The sequence below is a fragment of the Micromonospora sp. NBC_01699 genome, from assembly GCF_036250065.1.
In the GTDB taxonomy this organism is placed as follows: domain Bacteria; phylum Actinomycetota; class Actinomycetes; order Mycobacteriales; family Micromonosporaceae; genus Micromonospora_G.
In genome coordinates this window covers 7020458-7035325 of the sequence record NZ_CP109199.1, presented here as the reverse complement: position 1 = coordinate 7035325, position 14868 = coordinate 7020458, and the positions used below count along the sequence as shown (strand labels likewise).

Here is a 14868-nt window from a genome sequence, read left to right as displayed (position 1 = left end):
CGGGTGCGCTCCGCGCCGGCCTGCTGACACCGTTGTCTCCGCCCCGCCGATCCGACCGGGGTGCCGTCGCTTCCGCGTACTGGAGCAACTCGTCTCAGCAGACAAACGGAGGACGCCGCGATGGCGGTCACCAGGACCCCCGCCCCACTCGACAGCGCCGACGCTCCGGCGGCAGCCGTGGCCCGGCCGGCACGGGCGCCCCGCCGTCCGCGCGGCGAGGGCCAGTGGGCGCTCGGCCACCGCGAGCCGCTCAACCCGAACGAGCGGTCGAAGAAGGACGACAACCCGCTCAACGTACGGGCCCGGATCGAGAACATCTACGCGCACCGGGGCTTCGCCTCGATCGACCCCGCTGATCTGCGCGGCCGGTTCCGCTGGTGGGGGCTCTACACCCAGCGCAAGGCCGGCATCGACGGTGGTCGTACCGCCGTGCTCGAACCGCACGAGCTCGAAGACGAGCACTTCATGCTCCGGGTACGGATCGACGGCGGCCAGCTCAGCCTGGCCCAGCTGCGCACCATCGCCGACATCTCCACCACCTTCGCCCGCGACAGCGCCGACATCACCGACCGGCAGAACATCCAGCTGCACTGGATCCGGGTCGAGGACATGCCGGAGATCTGGCGCCGGCTGGAGGCGGTCGGGCTGGAAACCACCGAGGCGTGCGGCGACTGCCCGCGGATCGTGCTCGGCAGCCCGGTCGCCGGGGTGTCCGAGGCCGAGCGGATCGACCCGACCCCGGCGATCGACGAGATCGTCGCCCGATACGTCGGCGACCCCGCCTACTCCAACCTGCCGCGCAAGTTCAAGTCGTCGATCTCCTGGCTGGCGGACACCCCGTACGAGGTCAATGACATCTCCTTCCTCGGCGTCGACCACCCCGAGCACGGCCCCGGCTTCGACCTCTGGGTCGGCGGCGGCCTGAGCACCAACCCGATGCTGGCCCAGCGCCTCGGCGTCTGGGTGCCGCTGGCCGAGGTGCCGGACATCTGGGAGGGCGTCGTCTCGATCTTCCGGGACTACGGCTACCGCCGGCTGCGGCACCGCGCCCGGCTGAAGTTCCTGGTCGCCGACTGGGGCGTGGAGAAGTTCCGCGAGATCCTGGAGAAGGAATACCTCGGCCGTACGCTGCTCGACGGTCCGGCGCCGGAGCTGCCGGAGAAGCCGATCGACCACATCGGCGTACAGCGGCAACGGGACGGGAAGTTCTACGTCGGGGCCGCCCCGGTGGTCGGGCGGGTGTCCGGCACCCAGCTCACCGCCCTGGCCGACCTCGCCGCCGAGCACGGCAGCGACCGGGTGCGGCTCACCCCGTACCAGAAGTTGTTGGTCCTCGACGTCGCCGAAGCGCGGACCGAATCGCTGGTCACGGCCCTGCGCGGGATCGGCCTGGAAGCCCGGCCGTCGGTCTGGCGGCGCAGCACGATGGCCTGCACCGGGATCGAGTTCTGCAAGCTCGCCATCGTCGAGACCAAGGCCCGCGGCCAGGAACTCGTCGCCCGGCTGGAGGACCGGCTGCGCGACTTCGACGCCGACCTGTCCATCCACATCAACGGCTGCCCGAACGCCTGCGCCCGGACCCAGATCGCCGACATCGGCCTCAAGGGGCAGATAGTGGTCGGACCCGACGGGCGTCAGGTCGAGGGCTACCAGATCCACCTCGGCGGCGGCCTGGGCATGGCCCAGGGCCAGACCGCCGGATTCGGCCGCAAGCTGCGCGGCCTCAAGACCACGGCGGAGGAACTTCCGGAGTACGTCGAACGGGTGGCCCGCCGTTACCTGGCCGGGCGCCAGCAGGGCGAGGCGTTCGCCCAGTGGGTGCTCCGGGCCGACGAGGAGGAGCTGAGATGAGCGACACCCGCGCGGCGCCGATGTACTGCCCGTACTGCGGCGAGGAGGACCTTCGGCCCAACGAGGAGTCGCACGGCGCCTGGGAGTGTCACGCCTGCGCGCGGGTTTTCACGGTCAAGTTCAGCGGACTACTCGGACGGGCGGTGGCGCGATGAAGGTGCTCTCGGTAACCAACCTCGGACTGGTCACCCTCGGCCCGGCACCCACCGTGGCGGACCCCGCCCGACGGTCCGCCGCCGAGCTCAAGGCGCTGGCCGACGAGGCCGCCCGCGAGTTGGAGGGCGCCCCGGCGGACGAGATCGCCCGCTGGGCGGTGGACACCTTCGCCGACCGGTTCTGCGTCACCAGCTCGATGGCCGACGCCGTGCTCGCCCACCTCGTTTCGCGGGTGGCACCTGGCGTCGACGTGGTCTTCCTCGACACCGGGCTGCACTTCCCGGAGACGCTGCGGGTCCGCGACACGGTCGCCCGTACGCTGCCGGTCACCATCCGGTCGATCCGGCCCCGGCTGACCGTCGGCCAGCAGGACGGCGAGTACGGACCGCGCCTGTTCGCCAAGGCACCGGACGAGTGCTGCGCCCTGCGCAAGGTCGAGCCGCTGGAACGGGCGCTCGGCGACTACGACGCCTGGGCCGCCGGGCTGCGCCGGGACGAGTCACCGACCCGGGCCAACACGCCGGTGGTGACCTTCGACGCCCGGAAGGGCAAGGTCAAGGTCAACCCGATCGCGGCGTGGAGCCAGGCCGACGTGGACGCGTACATCTCCCGCTGGAACGTGCCGGTCAACGAGCTGTTCCGGGCCGGCTACACCTCGGTCGGCTGCTGGCCGTGCACCCGGCGGACCAAGGCCGGCGAGGACCCCCGAGCCGGCCGGTGGGCGATGTTCGAGAAGACCGAGTGCGGTCTGCACGTATGAATCGCCGGGCCGGATCCGGTGGGCCCGTGACCGCCGGACCGGATCCGGTGGGGCTCGTTACCGCCGGGCCGGATCCGGTGGGGCTCGTGACCGCCGGGCCGGATCCGGTGGGGCTCGTTACCGCCGGGCCGGATCCGGTGGTCCTGGTTGCCCATGGCAGCCGGGACCGCCGGGCGGCGGTGGCCACCCGGGCCCTGGTCCGGGCGGTCGAGCTGGCCCGTCCGGGCCTGCCGGTCCGGGCCGCCTACCTCGACCACACCGCCCCGGATCCGCCGACCGTGCTGCGGGAACTGGAGGCGGCCGGTCACCGGGGAGCCACGCTGGTGCCGCTGCTGCTGACCGCCGCGTACCACGGTCGGGTCGACATCCCCGGTGCGGTCGCCGCCGCGCGGGCCCGGGGCCTGCGGCTGCCCGTACGCGTCACCGCCGTGCTCGGCCCGCCGGAGGTGTCCGTCGCCCCCGACGAACTGCTGCTGGCCGGGCTCCGCCAGCGCCTGGCCGAGGCCCTCGCCGCCGGGGCGGCCGGTGCGGGGCTGGCCGGTGCTGGGCTGGCCGGCTTCGGGCGGGGCGGCGGATCGGTCGAGGCGGGTTCGGGTCGGCTGGACGGGTTGGTGCTGGCGGCGGCCGGGACCCGGGACGCGCCGGCTCGCCGTACGGTCGAGGCGGTCGCCGGGGCGCTGGGGGAGGCGCTGGGCGTGCCGAGCCTGGCCGCGTACGCCTCGGCCGCCCCGCCCACCGCGGGCGCGGCGGTGGACCTGCTCCGGGCCGGTGGAGCCCGCCGGATAGCGGTCGCCACCTACTTCCTCGCCCCGGGTCGGCTCTACGAGAGCGCGTTGGCTTCGGCACGTACCGCCGGGGCGGTGGCGGTCGCGGCACCGCTGACCGACTCGCCGGAGATCGCCCGCCTGGTGCTGGACCGGGTCGACGCCGCGACCGCGGCGGTCCACCAACTCGCCGCCTGACGTTCCGGGGCTGCGTCCCGTCTCGGGCGTTGGCCCGCGCCCCGTCTCGGAGCGTTGGCCCGCGCCCCGTCTCGGAGCGTTGGCCCGCGCCCCGTCTCGGAGCGTTGGCCCGTCCCGTCACGGGGCATCGGCGGCGCTTACCGGTGGCTAGGGTGACCGATCATGAGGCATCGTCACCTTGGCCGCGGCGGTCTGCGGGTCAGTGAGATTACTTACGGTAATTGGCTCACCCACGGGGAACTGGTGGCGCGGGAGGCTGCGCTGGTCTGCGTACGGGCGGCGGTCGAGGCGGGTATCACCACATTCGACACCGCCGACGTCTACGCCATGGGGGCCGCGGAGGAGTTGCTGGGCGAGGCGCTGCGCGGCGTACGGCGCGAGTCGGTGGAGATCGCGACGAAGGTGTGCCTGCCGACCGGCGCCGGACCCAACGACCGGGGTCTGTCCCGCAAGCACGTCCTGGAGTCCTGCCACGCGTCGCTGCGCCGGTTGGGCACCGACTACGTCGACCTCTACCAGGCCCACCGGTACGACGACCGGACCCCGCTGGAAGAGACGCTGATCGCCTTCGACGACCTGGTACGCCAGGGCAAGGTCCGTTACCTGGGTGTCTCGGAGTGGACCGCTCCGCAGATCCGGAGCGCGCTCGACCTCGCCGACCAGCTCGGCCTGCGTAGCCGGATCGTGTCCAACCAGCCGCAGTACAACATGCTCTGGCGGGTGATCGAGCCCGAGGTGCTGCCGCTGTGCGAGCGGGCGGGGCTCGGCCAGATCGTCTTCCAGCCGCTGGCCCAGGGGGTGCTGACCGGCAAGTACCGGCCGGGGCAGCCGCCGCCGGCCGGCTCCCGTGCGGCCAGTGGGGGCAGGGCGCCGACGTTCATCCGGCGGGTGCTCGGCGATCGGTTGCTCCGGCAGGTGCAGGCGCTGCGTCCGGTCGCCGACGAGGCGGGCCTGTCCATGGCCCAACTGGCGGTCGCCTGGACCCTGCAACACCCCGGCGTCAGTACGGCGATCATCGGCGCGACCCGGCCGGAGCAGGTGACCGAGAACGCGGCGGCGGCCGGGGTCCGGCTGGACGCCGATGTGATGCTGCGCATAGACGAGACACTGGCGGATCTGATCGAGAATGACGCAGCGAAGACCGCGCGGATGATGGCGGTCAAAGCCGACTGGGAGCGGGACAAGTCGAGCCGCTAAGTGTGGATCCACAGTGATCCCGTTATGACGGGCGGTGTTGATCCATTCGCTTTAGGACAACAACAGAACGCGCCGGGGGAGTAACTCCCCCGGCGCGTTCAGCGTTTGTGGTTGGTCAGGCGGTGTGAGCGCGCAGGACCCGGAGTCCGCCACGGCGCTTGACCGCGCGCCGTTCTTCTTCGCTCATTCCGCCCCAGACGCCCGCGTCCTGACCGGATTCGAGTGCCCACTGGAGGCAATCTTCGGTCACGGAGCAGCGCCGGCAGACGGCCTTGGCCTGCTCGACCTGAAGGAGAGCCGGGCCAGACGTCCCGATCGGGAAGAACAGCTCCGGGTCTTCGTCGCGGCAGACAGCATGGTGACGCCAGTCCATGGCGGCAACACTCCTCAATCTGGGTGGGTGGCAGTGGATAGCGTGGATCTTTTCCTATATGCATCCGTGGCGCCGATCCCGACGGTGTACACCCATCGATTCGACAAGCACGTGCGCAGGCTGTTGTGCGCTTGGGAGCGCCGCGTGAACAACTCGCTTAGCGGGTAGTTCGAGGCAACGTCCCGGTAACTCAAGTTCGCTTGTGAATACTTTCACGAACTCCCGTGATGTCAAGGGGACCGCTCAGAAAAACTCTGGACGGGTGAGCAAGCCCACAACCCTTTTGTCCGAATTCCGGCGCTTGCCGGGACCCGGCGTGCCACAGCCAAGGATCAATATAGTACAGTCCACGCGACATTGCTGGCATTTCCGACACTCGTCCCCTCGTCCGGCTCGCTTTCAGGGGGCCATGGAGGAGGCTGTACCCCAGCGCTAGCAGATTACTCTTAGTGCGGCGCTTACGGAGGCGAATCGAACTTTTTCTCGTTCGCCGAGGTAGTCCCCGTCGAGCTGGAACGCCTGCGGACGACCCGCGACCAGGGAGAACTCCTCCAGGTCGTGCATCCGAAGAATTTGGCGGCCGTGCGGCTGAGTTTTCCGCGAGAGCAGCTGCGTCACCGTACGTGCGGTACTCGGCACTCGGAGCCGGCGTACGGCCATCACGTCGAGCCCGAGGTCGAAGGACGCGTCCGGGTTCGGGTTCACCTCACGGTCGCCGATGTACGTCCACGGGGCGGTGTTCTGGATCGCGACGGTGGCCAGTTCGTTCGCCACCACGCCGTCCGGCAACTCCAGCGTGATGTCCGGGTGCCGGCGCTCGGAACCGACGGCGTACTGCGTGAGCATCGCGCGCAGGTAGAGCGACGGGGTGGAGACCCGACCCCGTCGCCGGGCCTGCTCCACCCGGTGGATCACTGCGGCGTCCAAGCCGAAGCCGGCACAGAACGTGAAGTAGCGGTCATCGGCCCGGCCCAGCCCCACCGACCGGAACCGCCCCAGCCGTACGCCGTCGAGGATCACGCTGGTCGCCTCCGGCCACTCCCGGGGCAGACCCAGTGCACGTGCGAAGACGTTCGTCGAACCACCCGGTACCACCGCCAGTGCCGGCAGCCGCTCGGCCGGGGGACGGTCCGGGTCGGCCGTCGACGGCTCGGCCGTCATCAACCCGTTGACCACCTCGTTGACCGTGCCGTCGCCACCCAGGGTGACGACCAGGTCCATCGCATCCCGTACGGCCTCGCGGGCCAGGGTGACCGCGTGGTCCCGCCGCCGGGTGTACTCGACGGTGAGGTCGACCTCGCTGCGCAGGGCCCGGACGAGCACGTCCCGGCTGCGCTGGCTGGTGGCGGTGGCCTTGGGATTGACCACCAGAAGGGCCCGCATGGGCGGCACTGTACCGCGACAAAGCGCGGGTATCGTTTCGCGCGTGACCACCGACTCACCCGTGACCAGCGAATCTGTCCTGGTGCCCGGTCCGCTGCGCTGGGCCGTGTGGCTGCTGCGCGGCGAGGCGACCGGCCTCGGGTTGCTGGCCGCCTACCTGATCTACGCGGACCTGACCGCGGACGCCACCGACCTGGTGAACGCACTGTTCGTGACCGCTTTCACGGTCGGCGGCGCGCTCGTCCTGTGGCTGCTCGCCGGGGCGCTCGTACGGCGTCGAGCCGGTGCCCGCGCACCCGCGATCGTGCTCCAGTTGATGTTGCTGCCGGTCGGCTACTACATGATCCAGGGCGGGCTGGCCTGGCTCGGCCTCCCGCTGATGGCGCTCGGCGTGTTGGTCATCGGCCTGCTGGTCTGCGCCCCCACCGCCCGCGCCCTCGGCGTCGGCTGACCGCACACGGCTCGCTTTCCGGCCCGGCTCGTGTTCCGGCCGGCTCGTGTTCCGGCCGGGTTCGTCGTGCGCCCGGCCCGGCTCGTGTTCCAGTCGGGTTCAGAACTCGGCGGCGCGACGGGTGAGCAGGGTGATCGTCGCCTGCCGCCCATCGGCGGTGGCGTTGGCGGACGTGGTCAGCGCGGTCAGCACCTTCCAGGCGAACGACGACTCGGCCGGCAGTCGGGCACCCGAGGTGGTCGGCACGGTCACCTCGACGGTGAGGGCGTCGTCGGTGACCGAGAACCGGCACTCAAGCTCGGCGTCGCGGGTGGCGATGGCGAGCAGCATCGCGCACGCCTCGTCCACCGCGATCCGCAGATCCTCGATCTCGTCCAGCGCGAAGTGCAGCCGGGCGGCCAGACCGGCGGTCGCCGTACGCAGCACCCCCAGATACCCGCCGTCGGCGGGCACCGTGAGCATCACGATGTCGTCGTCGACCGTCGGCTGGGTATTTGATCGAGTCACCGGTGCCCATCTCCCTCGGCTGCGTACGCTCGGCGATCACACCGGTCCCCTGAACGGGACCCGCCCCGGCCCGTCGAGCACCCTCACCGTACCGCCCGCCCTCTCCCCTCGCCCCCGCCACCGCCCCACCCCGCACCAACTACTCGTTGATCATGAAGTTAGCGCACCGCCAAGGGCGAAAATCGGTCATTAACTTCATGATCAACGGCTGTTGGGCTCGGGTGGGGAGGGTGGGGTGCAGGGGCAGGGGCAGGGGCAGGGGCAGGGGCAGGGGTGGGGGTGGGGGCGGTGCGGTGCTCGGGGGTCTCGACCGCTCGGCGGTCGTCGCCCAGCTCGGCCGCCGTCGTTGGCCGCCTGTCGCGTCGTGGAGCGGGTGCGGCAAAAACCCGAGGAGTACGTCGTACGTCCGTGCTGGTACGCCAGTCGGGTGTAGTCGGCTGCCTTGGCCATGTCGCTGAGTGGTGGTGGTCGGGCCTGCCCGAGTTGGGCGTGCCCTGATGCAATGTGGAGCGGTTCGGGTTGGCGGTGGTTGGTGTGAGGTCTTTACTGAGAAATAGTTCGACGTTGATTAGTAGTGCGTCGGTGATCTCATTCAGCACCGAGAGCCTGTCGAGTCGGCGGACACTCCGCTCGACCTTCTCCATCCAACTCGTCGGCGTCGGCGGTGGTGGGTATTGGCTGGTGGGCGGCGGGTTGGCGGTCGGTTCGCGGGGTGGCGAGGGCGGGGAGTTGGCAGTCTGGGGCTGCGGAAACGCCTTCCGGGTTGGATTCTGGGTCGGGCATGACGGGGCTCCCGGAGAGCGTCGTGGCAGGGGCCGCCGCGGGGATCGGTGGGGAAGTCGGGGTGGCCCCGTAGTTACGCCCGTACGGGTTCAGTTGAATTTGAGCGTTTTCGCCAGTGACACTCTATTGTGGTCGTAATAGCAATCGATGCACGAGTACGCCCCAAGGCGCTGATCGCGTACTGCGAATCGGCGGCTTCTATGAGCGCCTGGCCATGACGGGGTTGTTGAAGATCGAGGCGTACGCCCACGCGGTCTTCGCCAACGGCGGCCCGCCGCCGCCGGACGAGGCTGAGCGACGGGGTGACCGTCGGGTTGGAGCGACAGGCGGTGCTCAGCCGGGAGAAGCCGCCCGCAGATCGTGGCCATGCTCGACGAGGGGATGCTGCACCGGTCGGTGGGCGGGACCGAGGTGATCCGGCAGCAGTCGCTCCACCTGGTGAAACTCGGCGCCGATCCGCCACGCCTCCGCTTGCGCGTCATACCACCGTCGGTTGGTGGGTACGCTGGTTTGAGCGGCCCCTTCGTGCTTGCCACCATGCCCGACGGGGAAGAGGTCGTGTATCTCGACACCCAGTTGCAGGGTCAGGTGGTGAACGAAACGTTCGGTCTGATGTGGATCCGCAAGGCTTGGGATTCCATCCCGGGCTGGGCGTCGCCCCCCAACAGTCCACCGAGTTGATAAGTGGCGGAGAAATGGATCTGACCAGCGCAAAGTCGCGTGGGAGCACCCGGAGCAGCCGGAGCAGCCAGAACGGCGGCGACTGCGTCGAGGTGGCGGACAACCTGCCGGGCGTGGTCGCCGTACGGGATACGAAGAACCCTGGCGGTGGCGTGCCGACCCTCGCGCCGGCCGCGTGGCGCGCGTTCGTCGGCGCCGTCCCGGCGAAGCGAGGTGGGTGATCGTGTCGGAAGAGTGGCTGGTGGTGATGGCGATGATCGGCATCCCGATCGTCGGAATCGCCGTGCTGTTGTCCGTTCTCGTGCTGCTCGGGCGCCGCGCACGAGCCGGCGTACGTTCCGGCCGTAACACCGCGCGGCCGGGGAACTCGTGGAACAACTTCTGATCCGGCGATGAGCCGATCGGCTGTCAGTCCCGTGCGGGCTGAATCAGGACGTGATGGAAGCGGACCTGGAAAGACTTGATGCCCGCCATCTCGGAGCTTCCTCGTCGAAGTCGGCGTAGCCAGGTCAGCACCGCGGTGATCAGGGCGCGCCGCTGTGTGCGGCCGCGCCTGGGGTCACCCCGACGTCGTACGCGAACTTCTCGCCCACGGTGCGGACGCTGACCTGCACGAGGACCGGGGGAGCGGCGACTCACCACTCGGCTGGGCACTACGCGGCAGCCACCCGGAGACGGTGGAGTTGCTTCGGGTCGCAGGCAGAGAATCTGATGGGTCGAGTTCTCGGTGATGGCTGCCGGCGTACCGGCAAAATCGCTTGCAACCCGTTCACGGTGGCACAACTCTGGTCGAATGGACCGGGACGAAATAGATCAGGTGGATGCCGACGCCTTCCCGACGATCGATGTGGCGCTGGTGCGGCGGCTGGTCCGGGCACAGTTTCCACGCTGGGCCCAGCTTTCGATCCGGCCCGTCGAATCCGGTGGCTGGGACAACCGGACCTTCCACCTCGGCGACGAGATGACCGTCCGGCTGCCCAGCGGACCGGGGTACGAGCCACAGGTCGCCAAGGAACACCGGTACCTGCACAAACTCGCCCCACACCTGCCGCTACCCATCCCGACCCCGCTGGCGTTGGGCGTGCCGGGCGAGGGGTACCCACTGAACTGGTCCGTCTACGGGTGGATCGAGGGTGAGATCGCGGGTCTCGACCGAATCCGTGACCTGACCGAGTTCGCCACCGACCTGGCCGGCTTCCTCAACACCCTGCAACGGGTCGACGCGAGCGACGGGCCGCCGCCGGGACTGCACAGTGCGTTCCGGGGCGGGCCGTTGGAGACGTACGACGACGACACCCGGCGGGCGATCGCCGAGCTGGGCGACAGGATTCCCGGCGATAGGGCCACGGCACTGTGGGAGGCGGCCCTCAGGACGAAGTGGGAACGTACGCCGGTCTGGTTCCACGGTGATGTCGCCCTCGGGAACCTGCTGGTCCGCGACGGCCGGTTGGCGGCCGTCATCGATTTCGGCTGTTCGGGCGTTGGCGACCCGGCCTGCGATGTGACGGTCGCCTGGACCCTGCTCTCCGGGCCGAGCCGCGAGGCGTTCCGGGCCGCGCTCGACGTCGATCCCGACACCTGGACCCGGGGACGTGCCTGGGCCCTGTGGAAGGCGCTGATCGTCGTCGCCGGTTTCGGAGGACTCCACCCCGCCCGCCAGGCAGCAGAAAAGCTGGTCCTCAACGACATCCTCACCGATTACACCCAAACCCCCCGCTAAAACACCCCCGCGTCCCCGCGTACGCGCGCAAGTCGCCCGCGATCTAGGGCAGATGGTTGTTGATAGAGATCAACTAGCACGTATTTGCCCTAGGCCGTGTTTCATAAGCCTGGTCGGAGCCACTCGTTGATCGTGGCGATGTGCACGGTGGCCTGATAGCGGACGGCGAGTTTGTCATAGCGGGTGCCCAGGGCTCGGTTGCGTTTGAGCTGGTTGATGCCGCATTCGACGGCGTGGCGTTGCCGGTAGGTGATGGGGTCGAAGGCTGGTGGCCTTCCGCCCTTCGAGCCCTTCCTCTGTCTGCTCGCGGCCTGGTCGATCTTGATCGGAATGGTCGCGGCGATCCCTCGACGGGCCAGATACAGGCGGTTGGCGCGGGAGCTGTATGCCTTGTCGGCCAAGACCCGGTCCGGTCGCGTACGGGGGCGGCCGGCGCCGGGGCGAGGAACCCGGATACCGGCCAGGACTGGGACGAACTGCGGGCTGTCCCCACGCTGTCCGGCGGTCAACACCGTCGACAGCGGCTTGCGTCCCTGCTCACAGGCGAGATGCAGCTTCGTGGTCAGCCCACCCCGGGACCGTCCCAGGGCGTGATCGTCGGGTTCGTCATCGACACCACCGGGGGACTCGACCTGTAACTCCGGGCGGGTACGGGCGCCGGCGGCGTGCTGGTGGGCGCGGGCACTGGTGGAGTCGACACTGACGTCCCAAGTGATCAACCCAGCCGCGTCCGCCCTCGCCTGCAACCCGGTGACGACGTCCCGCCAGACCCCGGCACGCTGCCACCGACGGAACAGTCCGTAGATGGTCTGCCAGGGCCCATACAGTGCGGGCACGTCCCGCCACGGCGAGCCGACCCGTGTCCGCCACCGGATCCCGTCGATCAACTGCCGTCTGCTCCACTTCGGCGGACGTCCTGACCCACGTGGCCTGGGCAGCAACGGCACCAGCGCCGCCCACTGGGCGTCGGTCAGGTCGTGTCGCCTCGTCACCGCTAAGGTGGCCACGAGGTCTCCGGTTATGGGTTCTTCTTCGTCGTTGAACCACCTACCGGAGACCTCACCGTCTATCGATCACCGACACGCCGAGCTTCGGATCCGACGATCTCCCCTTCTATGCACCGCCAGGCGGCGAAGCTGCCATGCCGCAAGAAGGTCTGCCCAGGCATCATGGTCACCATGAACGCTGATTGGGTCACTATCGCAGCCTACGAGAACACCCCTGGCTGTCCGCGGCCGTTGGCTGCGGCCCGCGCTTGACTGCGTGACCGGGGCATCGATTGGATGCCCTTCGAGTCGAGCGAGGTCTACTGGGGTCTGGCCTGCGGTATTGGCCCTGATGGTCACTGGCACGGCTGGTTCGACGTCCGTATCCAGGCTGCCGCTCTGCGCCGCCTCGGGCTGCATCCCGACCAGCCGACCGCGACGGTCACCGGGCCGACCCCGCCCGGCTGGTGGCATGCCGCCGCAGAACGCAACGCTCAGGGAAACAGCAATCACTTTTGAAACACGGCCTAGATCGCGAGTGGGGTGGGGTGGGGGGAGGGGAGGGGGGGGAGGGGGAGGAGGCCGGTTAGGAGGTGGGTTAGGGCGGTCATGGTGGTGTTGGGGGCGGTTGGGTCGGGGGAGGTGGCCAGCCAGAGGGCGGCCTCGTTCATTGCGCCGGAGAGTAGGCGGGTCAGTGGCTCGACGGGCTGCGGGGCGATTATTCCGGCGGTGATCAGTGCCTTCAACGCCTCGGTCAGGTGGTGGGCGGAGGAGGAGTCGTCCATCGACCGCCACTCGTTCCAGCCCAGCACGGTCGGCGCGTCGATCAGCACGATCCGCCGGATCGCCGGATCCGACCCGGCGGTCAGGAAGGCCCGGCAGCCGGCGAGCAGTTGCTGCCACGGGTCGTCGTACGCGTCTGCGGCGGCCGCCACGCTGTCCGCCAGTTCCTGTTGCGCCTGTTCGACCACGGCGCGGAACAGCCCGGCCTTGCTGCCGAAGTGGTGGTACGCCGCACCCTTCGTCACGCCGACGGCGTGCGCGACCTCCTCCAGCACCACCGCGTGGAAGCCGTCGCGGGCGAACCGTTGCCGGCCCTCCGCCAGCAGCGCGCGCCGGGTCTCGGCCCACTGTTCCGCCCGTCTCACCATGCCCGTCTCACCATGCCCGTCCCACCATCCCCGGCTCCATGCTCGGCTGACCTGACTGACTCACCATGCTCGGCTCACATGACTGACTCGCCATGACTGACTCGCCATGACTGACTCGCCATGACTGACTCGCCATCGGCTGTCCCGTCCGTCGACCACGGTTGACATACCGAGAGTATGTTACTAGCGTCCGTTCGCATACCCAAGGTATGTGACCGGACGACGGAGGTTCCATGGAAACCAGGCTGACCAGTTTCTACCCGGTGATCTGTACCCGCGACGTGGCCGCGTCCCGCGACTTCTACACCCGGCACTTCGGCTTCGAGACCACCTTCGAAGCCGACTGGTACGTCAGCCTCCGCCGCCCCGAGTCACCGCACTACGAACTGGCGCTGCTCGACCACACCCACGAGACGCTGCCCGACGGCTACCGGCGGCCGGTCCAGGGGCTGATCCTCAACTTCGAGGTGACCGATGTGGACGCCGAGCACCGGCGGCTGGTGCACGAGGCCGGGCTAACCGAGCAGCTCTCCCTGCGCAGCGAGGACTTCGGTCAGCGGCACTTCATCGTCGGCGCGCCCGACGGGGTGCTGGTCGACGTGATCACCCCGATCGCCCCCACCGCCGCGTACGCCGCCCAGTTCGCTCCGGCGGCCGACCACTGAAAACCGTACGGCCGGGGCCCCGCACCGTTTTGTGATCAACAAATTTTCGCTTCGGCGGATCCGTGCCGCCGCCCGCACCGTCGAAAGCTTCGCGGCCCACCCGCGCGCCATCCCGGGCAACGGCGGGTTCGTAGAGTTCGACCTGGTGACGGGGTGCAGGGGAGGCACGATGTTCGACGACACCGGGCTGCTGGGGGCCGGGGAGGAAAGGGCGTACCGGCTGCTGCTGCGGCTCTCGGCGGCCAGTCCCGCCGACCTGGCGGGGCTGGCCGCGCTGCCGGTGACCGAGGCGGCGGCACTGCTGGAAGCGTTACGGAGCAAGGGACTCGCGGTGGCCCGACCCGGCCCCGATCCGGTGTTCGAACCACTGCCGCCGGACGTCGCCCTCGGCAACACCCTGTTGCGCCGGCAGGAGTCGCTCGAAACCGCCCGGCAGGCGGTCGCCGCGCTGACCGAGGAGTACCGGGCCAGCGCCCGCCGCCGCGACGCCGACCACCTGGTGGAGGTGGTCGTCGGCGCGGCCGCCTTACGCGACCAGCTTCGGGACCTGCAAAACTCGGCCCGCGAGGAGATCCTCTGGTTCTGCCGGGCCAACCCGCTGGCCATGTCCGGGCCGGAGAACGTCGAGGAATCACCCGCCCTGACCAGGGGAGTGCGGTACCGGGCGATCTACGAACGGGCGCTGCTGGAGATGCCCGGCGAGATGGAGAGCGTCGCCGAAAGCGTACGCGGCGGCGAGGAGGCCCGGACCCTGCCGGCGCTACCGGTCCGGCTCGCCATCGCCGACCGCTCCACCGCTATCTGCCCGCTCGTACCCGACGACAACCAGGGGATTGGCGAACCGACCGCCGCCCTGATCCGGCGCAGTGAACTGCTGGACGCGCTGCTCGCGCTCTTCGAGAGCCACTGGGACCGGGCCAGCCCGATCCGCTGGGACGGCGAGTTCGGCAACCCGGGCGGCGGACTCGGCGCCATTCCCGGCACCGGACCGGGTGTCGTCACCACCGAGACCGGCGACGACAAACTGGACGAGAGCGAACGGTTCCTGCTGTCGCTGTTCGTCGCCGGCTTCCCGGACAAGTCGATCGCGTCGCAACTCGGCATCAGCCGCCGTACGGTGCAACGCCGGCTGGAGCGGCTGATGCTGCTGGCCGGGGTGGACACCCGTACCGGCCTGGCGTTCCAGGCCGCCCGGCGGGGCTGGCTCTGACTCCGGGCGGCGCCCTCGGGCGGGACGACCGG

The 14868-nt window shown here is 69.7% G+C and carries 18 protein-coding genes and 1 pseudogene; 14 read left to right on the top strand and 5 right to left on the bottom strand.

Annotated elements, in window-relative coordinates; genetic code table 11:
* The first annotated feature begins 120 nt into the window (after positions 1-120).
* From OG792_RS28880 to OG792_RS28860, 5 genes are all read left to right on the top strand, one after another.
* Positions 121-1851 carry a nitrite/sulfite reductase gene (locus OG792_RS28880; protein ID WP_329104163.1) on the top strand — a complete coding sequence of 577 codons (1731 nt, stop codon included), beginning with the start codon at positions 121-123 and terminating at the stop codon, positions 1849-1851.
* Positions 1848-2006: a hypothetical protein gene (locus OG792_RS28875; protein WP_326562710.1), complete on the top strand. Its 159-nt coding sequence runs from the start codon at positions 1848-1850 to the stop codon at positions 2004-2006. Before OG792_RS28880 ends, OG792_RS28875 begins: the two co-directional genes overlap by 4 nt.
* Positions 2003-2767 (top strand): phosphoadenylyl-sulfate reductase, encoded by a 765-nt coding sequence (locus tag OG792_RS28870; protein WP_329104161.1) that lies wholly within the window; start codon positions 2003-2005, stop codon positions 2765-2767. Before OG792_RS28875 ends, OG792_RS28870 begins: the two co-directional genes overlap by 4 nt.
* A gap of 86 nt (positions 2768-2853) precedes the next feature.
* Positions 2854-3729 carry a sirohydrochlorin chelatase gene (locus OG792_RS28865; RefSeq protein ID WP_442932513.1) on the top strand — a complete coding sequence of 292 codons (876 nt, stop codon included), beginning with the start codon at positions 2854-2856 and terminating at the stop codon, positions 3727-3729.
* 162 nt (positions 3730-3891) lie between these two features.
* Entirely contained in the window at positions 3892-4926 is a 1035-nt protein-coding gene (locus OG792_RS28860; RefSeq protein WP_329104160.1) for an aldo/keto reductase family protein, read from the top strand.
* 115 nt (positions 4927-5041) lie between these two features.
* Here OG792_RS28860 and OG792_RS28855 read toward each other — a convergent pair whose 3' ends face one another.
* Together OG792_RS28855 and OG792_RS28850 are read right to left on the bottom strand one after the other, a co-directional pair.
* Entirely contained in the window at positions 5042-5299 is a 258-nt protein-coding gene (locus OG792_RS28855; RefSeq protein WP_326562714.1) for a WhiB family transcriptional regulator, read from the bottom strand.
* 432 nt (positions 5300-5731) lie between these two features.
* On the bottom strand, positions 5732-6682 hold the full coding sequence (locus tag OG792_RS28850; RefSeq protein ID WP_329104157.1) for a diacylglycerol/lipid kinase family protein: 951 nt from the start codon (positions 6680-6682) through the stop codon (positions 5732-5734).
* Positions 6683-6743: 61 nt separating this feature from the next.
* On the opposite strand from OG792_RS28850, the gene OG792_RS28845 reads away from it, so the two are divergent.
* Positions 6744-7133 carry a hypothetical protein gene (locus OG792_RS28845; RefSeq protein WP_442932512.1) on the top strand — a complete coding sequence of 130 codons (390 nt, stop codon included), beginning with the start codon at positions 6744-6746 and terminating at the stop codon, positions 7131-7133.
* A gap of 99 nt (positions 7134-7232) precedes the next feature.
* Here the strand turns inward: OG792_RS28845 and OG792_RS28840 are convergent, their stop codons facing one another.
* Positions 7233-7595, bottom strand: coding sequence for an ATP-binding protein (locus tag OG792_RS28840; protein ID WP_329111490.1), 363 nt, complete (start codon positions 7593-7595; stop codon positions 7233-7235).
* 1179 nt (positions 7596-8774) lie between these two features.
* On the opposite strand from OG792_RS28840, the pseudogene OG792_RS28835 reads away from it, so the two are divergent.
* From OG792_RS28835 to OG792_RS28820, 5 genes and pseudogenes are all read left to right on the top strand, one after another.
* Positions 8775-9104: pseudogene (locus OG792_RS28835) on the top strand (Scr1 family TA system antitoxin-like transcriptional regulator); the annotation flags it as partial.
* 14 nt (positions 9105-9118) lie between these two features.
* Positions 9119-9325 carry a DUF397 domain-containing protein gene (locus OG792_RS28830; protein WP_329104154.1) on the top strand — a complete coding sequence of 69 codons (207 nt, stop codon included), beginning with the start codon at positions 9119-9121 and terminating at the stop codon, positions 9323-9325.
* Positions 9326-9327: 2 nt separating this feature from the next.
* Positions 9328-9489, top strand: coding sequence for a hypothetical protein (locus tag OG792_RS28825; protein ID WP_329104152.1), 162 nt, complete (start codon positions 9328-9330; stop codon positions 9487-9489).
* A gap of 154 nt (positions 9490-9643) precedes the next feature.
* Positions 9644-9835 carry an ankyrin repeat domain-containing protein gene (locus tag OG792_RS34850; protein WP_442932319.1) on the top strand — a complete coding sequence of 64 codons (192 nt, stop codon included), beginning with the start codon at positions 9644-9646 and terminating at the stop codon, positions 9833-9835.
* 62 nt (positions 9836-9897) lie between these two features.
* On the top strand, positions 9898-10824 hold the full coding sequence (locus OG792_RS28820; protein ID WP_329104150.1) for an aminoglycoside phosphotransferase family protein: 927 nt from the start codon (positions 9898-9900) through the stop codon (positions 10822-10824).
* 101 nt (positions 10825-10925) lie between these two features.
* On the opposite strand, the gene OG792_RS28815 is transcribed toward OG792_RS28820, so the two are convergent.
* A complete protein-coding gene (locus OG792_RS28815; RefSeq protein WP_442932452.1) occupies positions 10926-11816 on the bottom strand; it encodes an IS5 family transposase in 891 nt (296 codons plus the stop codon).
* A gap of 291 nt (positions 11817-12107) precedes the next feature.
* On the opposite strand from OG792_RS28815, the gene OG792_RS28810 reads away from it, so the two are divergent.
* On the top strand, positions 12108-12329 hold the full coding sequence (locus OG792_RS28810) for a hypothetical protein (protein ID WP_329104148.1): 222 nt from the start codon (positions 12108-12110) through the stop codon (positions 12327-12329).
* Between the two features lie 8 nt (positions 12330-12337).
* Here OG792_RS28810 and OG792_RS28805 read toward each other — a convergent pair whose 3' ends face one another.
* On the bottom strand, positions 12338-12961 hold the full coding sequence (locus tag OG792_RS28805) for a TetR/AcrR family transcriptional regulator (protein WP_329104146.1): 624 nt from the start codon (positions 12959-12961) through the stop codon (positions 12338-12340).
* A 233-nt stretch (positions 12962-13194) separates the two neighbouring features.
* On the opposite strand from OG792_RS28805, the gene OG792_RS28800 reads away from it, so the two are divergent.
* Together OG792_RS28800 and OG792_RS28795 are read left to right on the top strand one after the other, a co-directional pair.
* The gene (locus OG792_RS28800; protein WP_329104144.1) at positions 13195-13626 is read left to right on the top strand and encodes a VOC family protein; all 432 of its coding nucleotides are present in this window, start codon (positions 13195-13197) and stop codon (positions 13624-13626) included.
* A gap of 169 nt (positions 13627-13795) precedes the next feature.
* Entirely contained in the window at positions 13796-14836 is a 1041-nt protein-coding gene (locus tag OG792_RS28795; RefSeq protein WP_329104142.1) for a helix-turn-helix domain-containing protein, read from the top strand.
* The last annotated feature ends 32 nt before the right edge of the window (positions 14837-14868 follow it).

Excerpts from the sequence above, each read along its gene's own strand:
- OG792_RS28795 (WP_329104142.1), top strand. The coding sequence starts at position 13,796 with ATGTTCGACGACACCGGGCTGCTGGGGGCCGGGGAGGAAAGGGCGTAC.
- OG792_RS28855 (WP_326562714.1), bottom strand. The coding sequence starts at position 5,299 with ATGGACTGGCGTCACCATGCTGTCTGCCGCGACGAAGACCCGGAGCTG.
- OG792_RS28860 (WP_329104160.1), top strand. The coding sequence starts at position 3,892 with ATGAGGCATCGTCACCTTGGCCGCGGCGGTCTGCGGGTCAGTGAGATT.
- OG792_RS28810 (WP_329104148.1), top strand. The coding sequence starts at position 12,108 with ATGCCCTTCGAGTCGAGCGAGGTCTACTGGGGTCTGGCCTGCGGTATT.
- OG792_RS28875 (WP_326562710.1), top strand. The coding sequence starts at position 1,848 with ATGAGCGACACCCGCGCGGCGCCGATGTACTGCCCGTACTGCGGCGAG.
- OG792_RS28850 (WP_329104157.1), bottom strand. The coding sequence starts at position 6,682 with ATGCGGGCCCTTCTGGTGGTCAATCCCAAGGCCACCGCCACCAGCCAG.
- OG792_RS28840 (WP_329111490.1), bottom strand. The coding sequence starts at position 7,595 with ATGCTCACGGTGCCCGCCGACGGCGGGTATCTGGGGGTGCTGCGTACG.
- OG792_RS28800 (WP_329104144.1), top strand. The coding sequence starts at position 13,195 with ATGGAAACCAGGCTGACCAGTTTCTACCCGGTGATCTGTACCCGCGAC.
- OG792_RS28830 (WP_329104154.1), top strand. The coding sequence starts at position 9,119 with ATGGATCTGACCAGCGCAAAGTCGCGTGGGAGCACCCGGAGCAGCCGG.
- OG792_RS28870 (WP_329104161.1), top strand. The coding sequence starts at position 2,003 with ATGAAGGTGCTCTCGGTAACCAACCTCGGACTGGTCACCCTCGGCCCG.
- OG792_RS28805 (WP_329104146.1), bottom strand. The coding sequence starts at position 12,961 with ATGGTGAGACGGGCGGAACAGTGGGCCGAGACCCGGCGCGCGCTGCTG.
- OG792_RS28820 (WP_329104150.1), top strand. The coding sequence starts at position 9,898 with ATGGACCGGGACGAAATAGATCAGGTGGATGCCGACGCCTTCCCGACG.
- OG792_RS28880 (WP_329104163.1), top strand. The coding sequence starts at position 121 with ATGGCGGTCACCAGGACCCCCGCCCCACTCGACAGCGCCGACGCTCCG.